8 protein-coding genes are annotated in these 11,080 nt (G+C 74.3%); 4 read left to right on the top strand and 4 right to left on the bottom strand.

Annotated features, from left to right (window positions below; translation table 11 throughout):
* Positions 1-179: 179 nt before the first annotated feature.
* From BU52_RS22520 to BU52_RS35755, 4 genes are all read right to left on the bottom strand, one after another.
* Complete coding sequence (locus BU52_RS22520; protein WP_037937290.1) at positions 180-1,034, bottom strand: SMP-30/gluconolactonase/LRE family protein; 855 nt, start codon at positions 1,032-1,034, stop codon at positions 180-182.
* Positions 1,031-1,804: an IclR family transcriptional regulator gene (locus BU52_RS22515; RefSeq protein WP_037937280.1), complete on the bottom strand. Its 774-nt coding sequence runs from the start codon at positions 1,802-1,804 to the stop codon at positions 1,031-1,033. Before BU52_RS22515 ends, BU52_RS22520 begins: the two co-directional genes overlap by 4 nt.
* 212 nt (positions 1,805-2,016) lie before the next feature.
* Positions 2,017-3,258 (bottom strand): PucR family transcriptional regulator, encoded by a 1,242-nt coding sequence (locus BU52_RS22510; protein WP_037937278.1) that lies wholly within the window; start codon positions 3,256-3,258, stop codon positions 2,017-2,019.
* A gap of 3 nt (positions 3,259-3,261) precedes the next feature.
* Entirely contained in the window at positions 3,262-3,414 is a 153-nt protein-coding gene (locus tag BU52_RS35755) for a hypothetical protein (RefSeq protein ID WP_010042314.1), read from the bottom strand.
* Positions 3,415-3,630: 216 nt separating this feature from the next.
* Between BU52_RS35755 and BU52_RS22505 the strand changes: the two genes are divergently transcribed.
* The 4 genes from BU52_RS22505 to BU52_RS22490 all read left to right on the top strand — a co-directional run.
* Entirely contained in the window at positions 3,631-4,617 is a 987-nt protein-coding gene (locus BU52_RS22505) for a DUF3068 domain-containing protein (protein ID WP_037937277.1), read from the top strand.
* A 212-nt stretch (positions 4,618-4,829) separates the two neighbouring features.
* On the top strand, positions 4,830-5,969 hold the full coding sequence (locus BU52_RS22500) for a glycosyltransferase family 4 protein (protein WP_037937275.1): 1,140 nt from the start codon (positions 4,830-4,832) through the stop codon (positions 5,967-5,969).
* The gene (locus BU52_RS22495; protein WP_037937274.1) at positions 5,966-6,724 is read left to right on the top strand and encodes a class I SAM-dependent methyltransferase; all 759 of its coding nucleotides are present in this window, start codon (positions 5,966-5,968) and stop codon (positions 6,722-6,724) included. Before BU52_RS22500 ends, BU52_RS22495 begins: the two co-directional genes overlap by 4 nt.
* Positions 6,721-11,080, top strand: a 4,360-nt coding sequence (locus BU52_RS22490; protein ID WP_051858524.1) for an alpha-(1->3)-arabinofuranosyltransferase, incomplete at its 3' end; no start/stop codon positions are given. The genes BU52_RS22495 and BU52_RS22490, both read left to right, overlap by 4 nt.

Genomic DNA, 11,080 nt, shown 5'->3' with positions numbered 1-11,080 from the left:
GGACGTTTTCTACGCCCCGCCGCCCCTTCCCGTCCCCGTCCTCCGGGGGCGCTGCCCCCGGACCCCCGCTCCTCAAACGCCGGAGGGGCTGACTTCCAGCCGCTCCGGCGTTTGAGGAGCGGGGTCTGGGGGCAGCGCCCCAGGTTCGGGACGGGAAGGGGCGGCGGGGGCGATCCAGGTCAGCCTGCGAACGGAGGCTGGGGGAAGCCCTTGCCCGCGGACGGGACCACCAGGAGGGAGCCTGCCAGGGGGTGGGGGGACGTCAGGCCCACGCGGGCGGTGGTGATGTAGAGATCGGTCAGGCCGGGGCCGCCGAAGGCGCAGGCCGTGACGCGCGGAACGGGCAGCCGGATCTCGCGGTCCAGATCCCCGGCCGGGGTGTAGCGGCGCACCGCACCGCCGTCCCACAGCGCGACCCACACGCAGCCGTCCGCGTCCACGCACAGGCCGTCGGGGAAACCGGCACCGTCCTCGATCGCCACGACCGCCCGGCGGTTGCCGATACGGCCGTCCGCCTCGCCCACGTCGAAGACGTCCACGCGTCGGGTCGGTGAGTCGACGTAGTACATCAGCCGGCCGTCGGGGCTCCAGCCGACGCCGTTGCTGACCGCCACGCCGTCGAGGAGGACCTTGACCGTGCCGTCGCCGTCGACGCGCGACAGGGAGCCCCCGCCGGGTGCCTCGTCGTAGCGCATGGTGCCCGCGAAGAGGCTCCCGTCCGGGGCGACGCCGGCGTCGTTGGCGCGGCGGCCGGCGACGGGTTCGCGGTGCAGCCAGCGGAACGTGTCGTCGGGGTCGATCAGGCCGATGCCGTCCCGCAGGTTGAGGACGAGACCGCCGCCCGCGCGGGGCCGGACGGCACCCACGTGCTGGCCGGTGCGGCGCAGGGTGCGCAGGCCGGTGGCGGGGTCGTAGGTGTGGACGCGGGAGCCGAGGATGTCGATCCACAGCAGGCGGCCCGTCGCCGGGTCCCAGACGGGTCCCTCGCCCAGGGCCGCCTCCGCCCGGACCGCCACGTAGAACGTGCTCGTCATGCCACGCTCCTGTGGCCCAGTCGCTCGGACAGTTCGGCGGCGCCCTTCACGGCGAGCTGCTCCAGCTCGGCGACGCGGTCGTCGCTCCAGCGGATCATCGGTACGGAGATGGACAGCGCGGCGACCACCTGTCCCGTGCGGTCGCGCACCGGAGCGGCGACGCAGGAGACGTCCGGGTTGGACTCGCGGTTCTCCACGGCGACGCCGCGGGAGCGGATCTCCGCGAGGGTCTCGCGCAGGGCGGCCGGGTCGGTGATGCTGTTGGGGGTCATCGCGGCCAGCTCCGCGTCGTCGGGGAGGCGCGCGGTGAGTTCCTGCTCGGGAAGGGAGGCCAGCAGCATCTTGCCGACGGAGGTGCAGTGGGCGGGCAGCCGGCGGCCGGCCGCCGACACCATCCGTACCGCGTGGGTCGAGTCGACCTTGGCGATGTAGATGACGTCGGTGTCCTCCAGGATCGCCACGTGCACCGTCTCGTCGCAGGTCTCGGCGACGGACCGGGCGACCTGCTGGCCCTCGGCGGCGAGGTCCAGGTGCTCGGCGTAGCGGGCGCCGAGCTGGTACGGGCGCACTCCGAGCCGGTAGCGTCCGGGCTGGCCGGCCACCGGGACGATGTACTTCCGGGCGGAGAGCGTGGTCACCAGCTCGTGGACGGTGGTGCGCGGCAGTTGGAGCCGGCGCACGATGTCGGGGGCGGAGAGCGTGCCGTCCCCGTCGAGGAAGAGCTCGAGAATGTCGAGAGCCCGGGTCACGGCTGGTACGAGGCGTCCCACGACCGGCCCCCTCCCTGTGTGTCTCAGGCGCCTGCAGCTCGTTCGAGATTTCAACAGGCGATCGGCATGACGAACACAGGCTAGCCACAGCTCCCTGGGACGGGCAATGGGCGGACCGGGGGCGCGGCGCGTCTGCGGCCGCGTCTCCAGGGCCGCCGCCGGCCTTCGGGCCGGGGTGCGGGACACCTCCGTGTTCCGCGCCCCGGCCGTTCTCAGCCGCGCGGCCCGCCCAGCGCGCCGCGCAGCCGCTGGGCCCGCAGGACCAGTTCCAGTTCGAAACGACGGTCGGGGTCGTCGATCGCCTCGCCCCACAGTTCGCGGATCTGGCGCAGGCGGTAGCGGACGGTCTGCGGGTGGACGCCCAGGCGGGCCGCGACCTCCGGCGCCCCGCCGCGGGTCTCCAGCCAGGCCAGCAACGTCTCCGCGAGCCGCCGCCCGTGCGCCGGGCCGCAGTGCGCCAGCGGGGCCAGGCAGCGCGACGCGAGGTCCTCGATCAGTTCCTCCGGCTGGAGCAGCACCAGCGCCTCGGTGTGCTCGGTGCAGTGCAGCACCTCGCCGGCGGGCAGCAGTCCGCGCTCCATCAGCCGCACGGCCGCCTCCGCCCAGCGCAGCGACTTCGCCGCGTCGGCGACCCGCACGGGCGGTCCGATCGCCCCGGACCAGCCGGTGAGCGCGCGGTCCAGCAGTTCGGGGCGGCCGGCCGCCTCCGGTTCGGGCACGACCATGCGCGGCCGCTCGTACTCCATGTCGAGCAGCACCCCCTGCCCCACGGCGGGTGCCACCGCCTCCCGCGCGGGGCGCAGCAGCACGCCCACCGCGACCTTGCCGGGCAGCGGCCAGCCGATCCGGGCGGCCCGCTCGGCGAGCGCGTCGGCCGGGTCGCCCCGGTGGTGCTCGGCGAGCAGCAGTTCCATCAGCCGGCGTTGCAGCCGCAGCCGTTCCCCGGCCTGGCGCGCGGCGGCCTCGGCGTAGCCGCGCACCGACTGGTCGACCAGGCCGTCCAGGTACTCGTATCCGGCGTCGACGAGTTCGTACATGGCGGGGGGCGGGATGTCGATGCGCTGGCCGATCTCGGCGAAGCGGCGCCAGGCGAGGCGCACGCCCATGCGGTAGGTGGCCTGGAGCGCGTCCAGTGACCGGCCGTTGAGTCCCTCGCCCCGGCCGAAGTCCTGGAAGACACCCGGCGGTACGGTGGGCCGGCCCACCGGGTAGCCGGCGTGCCCCACGTGCCGGACGAAGGCCTCGATGGCGCGGCGGATGCCGACGAGGGCCAGGGGCTCGCCGGAGTCGTCGAGGACCACGGGCAGGTGCGGGTACTCGCGCTGGATCTCGCTCATGATCTCCTCGGCCAGCGCGGGCGCGTCGGCCATGGCGATCTCGGCGAACCGGCGTACCTGGTGGCGCGGTACGTCGTGCCAGGCGGACCGGGCCGTGACGGTGCGGGGCGCCGTCACGGGTCAACTCCCCTGGCCCGCTTGCTCGTACGTGATCAATGGGGTGTTCGGCTGGTCGGGTGTGGCTTCGAGCAGCGCCACGACACCGAGCGCGGCGCCCACGGCGAGGGCCGCGGCGAGCGCGACCGTCAGGGCGGCGGCGAGCAGTCTGGACATCGCAGGGTCAGCCTCTCTGTCGGGAGGGTTCCCCACCCCCCACCGTGACCGACCACCCCCGTGTGTCGTATCCACAGTGTCGACACGACATTGACACTCCGTCAAGGGGCGCCTACGGTTCCCAGCCCATAGGGGGTGGGGACTCCCGCACGCGCACCTTCCCGTACGGCGCCGACCTGTGCGTGTCGCGCCGTCCCAAGCCTCTGGAGTGCCCGGATGCGCCGTACAGTTTCCCCGTTCTCCCTGGTCGTGCTGGGTCTCGGCACGTTTCTGCTGGTGCTGGCCCCCCTGTTCGCGTGGTACGTGCAACCACGGGCCGCGGTGAACCCGGTCGACATCGACACCACCGCCGTCTACACCGGCCGCGGCAGCGTCTTCGACCTGGAGCGGGTGGAGACCGTGCCCGATCAGAAGATCACCGTCACCCAGCGGGTGCGCGGCAACGTCGAGGAGAGCGAGCGCAGCGGCAACGCGGTGTGGGACGTGACGACCTCGGTCGACACGGACACGTCGCTGCCGGCCGCGGACCCGCACGACGCGCTGAGCTTCACCCCGCACCGCTGGGTGCTGGACCGCAGGACCACCAAGCCCGTGCACTGCTGCGAGGCGACGCCGCGCATCGAGGGCGAGGCATATCTGAAGTTCCCCTTCGACGTGCAGAAACGCTCCTACCAGTGGTGGGACAACACCCTGCGCGACACCGTCGTGCTGCGCTACCGGGGCACGGAGAAGGTGCGGGGCTACACCGGCTACCGGTTCACCGGTGCGGTGCCGCCCACGAAGACCGGCACCCGGCTGGTGCCGGGCACCCTCGTCGACCAGCCGGACCGGCCGCAGGTGCTGGCCGAGGAGTGGTACTCCAACCACGGCGTGGAGCTGGTCGTGGACCAGCGCACCGGCCGGGTGATCCACGCGCGGACCGGCCCCCGGCAGACCCTGCGGGCGCCGGGCGGGGACAAGGACGCGGCGGTGCTGCTGGACGCCGAGAAGCTCGCGTTCACGCCCGCGACGCAGCAGGAGGCCGTGCGGCAGGCCGAGCGTGACAGCGGCCGACTCGAGCTGGTGGGCGAGACGTTGCCGGTCGGGGCCGCCGTCGCGGGATGCGTGTTCGCGGCGCTCGGCGGCGTTCTGGTGGCCCGCGGCCGGAAGGTCGAAGAAGGTCCGGCTTTGTCCGGTAAGCACCGCTCGGCACTCACCGATTGAAGTGACTCCCGAGTAAGAAAAGCGGGAAATTGTCATGCCCGTGAGTAGCCGCGGGGAACGGCTGGGCGAAAACTGTCCCCTCCCCACCCACCCACAGTCCGTCCACATCCCTCACTCAGCGACCTCCCGGAGTCCTCACAGGGGCTCCGGGCCACCCCACCCCCTTCCCGTTCCTCCCCACACTGTTCTCCCCGAGACGAGTTGGAGCACCGATGCCCCAGCACGTGCCGTCCCACCTGCGCACCGCGCTCGCGAGCGCGCCGCAGACCACTCCGGCGCTCCCCCCACATCCGCGCCGGATCGTCTTCCTCGCCCACCGCGACCTGGGCAACCCGTCGGCAGGCGGCTCCGAGCTGCTGGTCGACCGGCTCGCCGACGGCCTGACCCGGCTGGGCCACCAGGTCACCCTGCTGTGCGGAGGGCCCGCCGCCTTCCGTGACTACCGGGTGGTGTCGGCGGGCGGCACCTACGGCCACTTCCTGCGCGCCCGGTCCGCCTTCGGCCGTCAGGTCGGCGACTGCGACCTGCTGGTCGAGGTGTGCAACGGCATGCCCTATCTGGCGCCGCTGTGGCACCACGGGCCCACGCTGTGCCTGGTCAACCACGTTCACACCGATCTGTGGAAGATGCGGTTCGGCGGTCCGCTGGCCCCCGCCGCGCGGATCGGCCGGAAACTCGAACACTGGGCGCTCACCGGTGCGCGGCAGCACGGGCTGGTCGTCGCCGTGTCACCGTCCACGGCACACGCCCTGCGCGGGATCGGCGTACCGCGGGAACGGATCCGGGTCGTCCACAACGGTGTGGCGGAACCCGGCCCGCGCGCCGAGCGCTCACCCGAACCGCTGTTCGTGGCGGTGGGCCGGCTCGTCGAGTACAAGCGGATCGACCTGCTGCTGCGGCTCTGGGAGCGGGTGCGGCCGGTCACCGGCGGCCGGCTCGTGATCGTCGGCGACGGGCCCGAACGGGAACGGCTGGAACGCCTCGCCGGCCCCGGGGTGCAGTTCACCGGGCACGTCTCCGAGGCGGAGAAGCACCGCCTGCTGTGCGCGGCGTGGCTGCTGCTGCACCCCTCCGCGGTGGAGGGCTGGGGACTCGTCGTCACCGAGGCGGCGGCCCGGCAGACCCCCGCGGTCGCCTTCGACGTCCCCGGCCTGCGGGATTCCGTGCGGGACGGGGAGACAGGCGTGCTGGCGCGGGGCGAGTCCTCCTTCGCGGCGGCGTGGATCTCCCTGACGCTGGCGTCCCACCGGCGGGAGCTGATGGGCAAGGCCGCGCGGGAGCACGCGGCGGCATACCGCTGGGAGCACACGGTGCGGCGGTTCCTGGCGGTCGCCCGGGAGGCGGTTCGGTGACGCGCGTACGCCGTGGGGGTGAGGCCGGCTGGAAGGACCCCTCTCTCCGGCGTTCCCTCACCCTCTTCCGTGCCTTCCTGCGTGAGCAGGAGGAGCCCGACGTCTGTTACGCGCTCCTCGCGCGGGACGCCGTGCGTCAGGTCGAGGCGTACGGCGGATCCGTCGCCGGGCGGACCGTCGTGGACGTCGGCGGGGGGAGCGGGCACTTCACCGAGGAGTTCCGCCGGCGGGGCGCCCACGCCTACCTCTTCGAGCCCGACGTCCGGGAGCTGGGCGGGAAGCCGGGCGAGGGTGCCGTGGTCGCGGACGGGTACCTGCTGCCGCTGGCCGACGGCGCCGCGGACGTCACCTTCTCCTCCAACGTGCTGGAGCACGTGGCCGACCCGCAGACGTTCCTCAGCGAGCTGGCGCGGGTCACGCGGCCCGGCGGGCTGATCTACGTGTCGTTCACCAACTGGCTCTCGCCGTGGGGCGGTCACGAGTGGGCCCCCTGGCACTACCTCGGCGCCGACCGGGCCCGCGCCCGCTACCGGCGCCGTACCGGCAGGCCCGCCAAGCACACGCTCGGCGAGAACCTCTTCCCGGTGCACATCGGCACCACCCTGCGGCAGGTGCGTGCGCGTGACGACGTGCGGATCGTCTCGGCGCGCTCCCGCTACTGGCCGTTCCTGACGGAGACCGTGGTGAAGGTGCCCGGTCTGCGCGAGTTCGCCACCTGGAACCTCCTCCTCATCCTCCGGCGGTGTCCCGAATGACGACCACGCTCCAGGCCCCTCCTCCGGCAGCCGTCCCCTCGCGTGGGACCACCGCGGGCCCTCCGGAGGGCCCGCGGCCGCGCCGCTGGCTGCTCGGCTTCTGGGCGGTGGTGTTCGTCCTGTTCCTGGCGGTGCAGCCGGGCCGGCAGACCTTCGACACCAAGCTCGGCGTGACCGTCGACCCGGGTCAGTTCCTCGCGGACCTCGGCCAGTTGTGGCACGACCGGGGCTCGTTCGGCGGGATCTCCGACCAGTACGTCGGCTATCTGTGGCCGATGCTGCCGTTCCACTGGCTGGCCGACCTGGTACGGCTCCCGGTGTGGCTGGCGGAGCGGCTGTGGATGTCGCTGATCGTGTCGGTGGCCTTCTGGGGCGCGCTGCGGCTGGCCGAGCGGCTGCGCGTGGGCAGCGGGGCGTCCCGGCTGCTCGCCGCGAGCGCGTACGCGCTGTGGCCGGTGTTCACGGCGGTCGTCGGTTCGACGTCGGCCGCCGCGCTGCCGGGCGCGCTGCTGCCGTGGGTGCTGCTGCCGCTGACGGACGAGCGGTACGCGGCCAGGGTCGCGGCGCTGCGTTCGGCGCTGCTCGTGCCGTTCATGGGCGGGGTCAACGCGGCCTCGACGCTGGCGTCCCTGCTGCCGGTCGGGCTGTACCTGCTCTCCCGCCCGCCGGGGCCGCGGCAGCGCAAGCTGATCGCCTGGTGGGCGCCCGCGGTGATCGTGGCGACGGCCTGGTGGTGGATCCCGCTGCTGCTGCTCGGGTTCCACGGGGAGAACTTCCTCCCCTACATCGAGTCCGCGCGGACCACGACCGACACGATGGCCGCGACGGAGGCCCTGCGCGGCGCCGGGAACTGGGTGGCTTACCTCAACTACGGCGAGGCGTGGCTGCCGGCCGGCTGGACCGTGGCGACCTCGGCGCCGGTCATCGTCTGCTCGGCGCTCGCGGCGGGTCTCGGCCTGGCCGGACTGGCCCGGCGCGACATGCCGGAGCGGCGCTGGCTGGTGCTGACGGTGCTGGTCGCGTCGCTGGTGCTGCTCGCCGGGTACGGCGGCGCCTTCGGTGCCCCGTTCCACGGGGTGGTGCAGGACTGGCTGGACGGATGGCTGGCGCCCTTCCGCAACATCTACAAGTTCCAGACCGGACTGGCGCTGGCGTTCGTCCTGGGTCTGGCGCACCTGGTGGGCGTGGCCGCCCGGGCGCGCGGGGCTCGCCGGGTGCGTGGCCGGCGGTTCGTTCCGCCGGCCGTCGCCGTCCTGGTGCTGCCGGGGCTGGTGTGGCCGTACCTCAACGGGTCGATCCTGGCACCGGGTTCGTTCCAGGAGATCCCCGCGTACTGGAGGGCGACGGCCGACTGGCTGGAGGAGAACTCCCCCGACTCGCGGGCCCTGGTCGTCCCCGCGACCGCGCACGGCATCCACACCTGGGGATCGACCATCGACCAGCCGCTGGACGTGGTCGCCGCGTCCCGCTGGGCACAGCGCGACTACGTGCCGTTCGGCACGCCCGGCAACCGGCGCGCGATGGACGCGGTGGAGCAGGCCCTGCTGACGGGCGGCGCCGTGCCCGGGCTGGCCGACTACCTGAGCCGGGCGGGTGTCCACCACGTCGTGGTCCGCAACGACCTCGACCCCGACCAGCTCGGAGCCGTGCCCACCACGGTGGTGAAGCGCACCCTGGAGCAGTCCGGGTACGAGCGGGCCACCGGCCTCGGCCCGCTGATGACGGGCGGGGTGATCGCCCCCGGCACCCCGCTGCAGGTCGAGGGCCTGTACCCGCGGCAGCGGGCGGTGGAGATCTACCGTCCGGCCGGCGCCGAGGTGCCCCGGCCGGGGCAGGCCCGGCTGCTGCCGGTCGCCGACACGGCCGTGGTCTCCGGCGGTCCCGAGGCGCTGCTGCCGCTGGCGGACGAGCTGCGCGGCCGGCCGGCCGTACTGACCGGCGACGCCCACCCGGGGCTCGGTACCCCGCCGGTGCAGGTGATCGGTGACGGGATGCGACGGGCGGACACCCGGTTCGGGCTGGTCAACGCCAACACGTCGTACACGTACACACGCGACGAGCGCAACGCGCCGGACGCCGCGCAGGACGCGGGTGAACGACCGCACCAGATCCTGCCGGCCGAGGGGCCGGCCCATCAGACGGTGGCCGAACTGCGCGGCGCCCGCTCGGTGACGGCGTCCTCCTACGGCAACTGGCTGTTCCACCTGCCGCAGTACGACCCGGTGAACGCCTTCGACGGTGATCCGGGCACCGCGTGGGCGGAGGGCTCGGCGGGCTCCCCGGACGGGCAGTGGCTGCGGATCGCCTTCGACGACGGCTACGACATGCCGGACTCCGTGGGACTCACGCCGCTTCCGCAGGACGGCGTGCGGGCGGCGGTGACCCGGGTGCGGGTGGAGACGGAGAACGGCTCCGCGACGAGTTTCCTCCGGGCCAACGGCGCCAAGCAGCAGGTCGAGGCGCCCGCGGGGCCGACACGCTGGATGAAGCTGACCATCGTCGGCTCCACGGCCGAGCGCCCCGGCCTCGGCGGGGCGGGATTCTCCGAGGTCGACCTGCCCGACGTGCAGGTGACGCGGCTGCTGCGGCTGCCCCGCGACGCGGAGAACGCCACGGCCGCCGCCCGGGTCGTCTCCCTGCACCGTGCCGCCGACCCCACCGGGCTGTCCCTCGCGCCGGGCGAGGCGGGGCTGCACCGGCGGTTCGACACGGGGACGGCGGGGACGTACCAGGTGCGGGCGAGCGCGGTGGCCGTGCCGGGCGAGGCACTGGACCGGCTGCTGTACGAGGTGGCGCCCGAGCAGCGGGCACGGATCACCGCCACCGCCGACTCCACGGCCCGCCTGGGCGCGGGGCTCTCCGCCCGCAATCTGACCGACGGGGACCTGACCACCGCGTGGATCGCGGGCGACCGGCCGGTCGTCCGTCTGAGCTGGGCCGGGAAGCGGCCGGTGCGCGAACTGGTGCTGGCCCCGGCCGGCGGGCTGTCCGCGCGCCCCGTCGAGGTGCACATCGGCTCCCCTGACGGCGCGGTCGTCGCCGGTGTCGACGACAACGGCTGGGTCCGCTTCCCGCCGATCACCACCGACCGCCTCGACATCACGGTCACCCGGACCGCCCCGCTCACCCTGCACAACCCGGCGGTCGGCGAGGACCTGCAACTGCCGGTGGGGCTGACCGAGGCGTACCTCCCCGACCTCGACGACCACCGCACCCCGCAGCCGAAGGGCACCCGGGAGGTCTCCCTGGAGTGCGGCAAGGGACCGGTGCTGGCCGTGGACGGCGAGCTGTACGAGACCGGCGTGCGGGGAACCGTACGGGACCTGGTCGAGCGGCGGCCGCTCGAGGTGACGTTGTGCCAGGGCGGCGAGGAGGACCGTGAGCTGCAGCTCGCGGCGGGACCGCACCGGGTCGAGGGCGGTGACGCGGGCCCGCTGGCGCTGACGGACGTCACGCTGACGGACGGGACCGTGCCGGAGCCGGCAACCTCCGACCGCGAGCTGCGGATACGGGACTGGCTGGGCGACCTGCGCGAGGTGAGCGTCGGCTCCGGAGCGGCCTCGTACCTGACGATGTACGAGAACCACAACGACGGCTGGAAGGCCACGCTGAACGGCGAGGAGCTCACGCCGCTGCGGCTGGACGGCTGGCAGCAGGGCTGGCGGATCCCGGCCGGCGCGGGCGGCACGGTGAAGCTGTCCTACGAGCCGGCGAAGACCTACGACGCCGGTCTGACCGGCAGCGGGGTGGGCATCGCGGTGCTGGCCGGCCTGGCGCTGTGGCGCCGGAAGGCCGACAGCCCCGACGCGCCGCAGCCGGTTCCGCCGGCGCCCGGGCCCTGGCTCGGCGCGGTGGCGCTGACGCTGGTCGGCGTGGTGATCGCGGGCTGGTGGGCCCTGCTGGTGCCGGGCCTGGCCCTGCTGGCGTGGCGCAGGCAGGCGCTGCTGGTGCCGATCGCCCTCGCCGCCCTCGCCGGGGCGGGCGTCGCGACGGCGTCCGGCGCGGGCGAGCCGGTGGGCGCGGGCGAGGGGGCGTACGGTCATGTCGCCCAGCTGCTGGCGCTGACCGGTCTGTTCGCGGGCCTGGTGAGCCTCGGCGGGGCACGCGAGGGCGGCCGGGAGCCGGACGGCGGACGTCCGGACGAACCGGGCACCACGGCGGTCCTGCCCCCGGTCGCGGCACCGGCCGGCGGTCCCCGGCCACCGGCACCGGCACCCCCGCCCCTCGCCGGCACGCACCGGCAGGCATCCCCGCCCGCACCGGGCCACGAAGCCGCCCCGCACCCGCCCGCACCGGGCCACGAAGCCGCCCCGCACCCGGCCGCCCCGGACCCGGCCGTCAACGCCGGGTCGCGCC

It is taken from the genome of Streptomyces toyocaensis (assembly GCF_000725125.1).
GTDB lineage: Bacteria > Actinomycetota > Actinomycetes > Streptomycetales > Streptomycetaceae > Streptomyces > Streptomyces toyocaensis.
The sequence above is the reverse complement of the archived record's forward strand: the minus strand, read 5'-3'. Positions and strand labels throughout refer to the sequence as shown.

What these genes read in the sequence shown, in the direction of transcription:
- BU52_RS22520 (WP_037937290.1), bottom strand. Translation starts at nt 1,034, where the DNA reads ATGACGAGCACGTTCTACGTGGCGGTCCGGGCGGAGGCGGCCCTGGGC.
- BU52_RS35755 (WP_010042314.1), bottom strand. Translation starts at nt 3,414, where the DNA reads ATGTCCAGACTGCTCGCCGCCGCCCTGACGGTCGCGCTCGCCGCGGCC.
- BU52_RS22505 (WP_037937277.1), top strand. Translation starts at nt 3,631, where the DNA reads ATGCGCCGTACAGTTTCCCCGTTCTCCCTGGTCGTGCTGGGTCTCGGC.
- BU52_RS22500 (WP_037937275.1), top strand. Translation starts at nt 4,830, where the DNA reads ATGCCCCAGCACGTGCCGTCCCACCTGCGCACCGCGCTCGCGAGCGCG.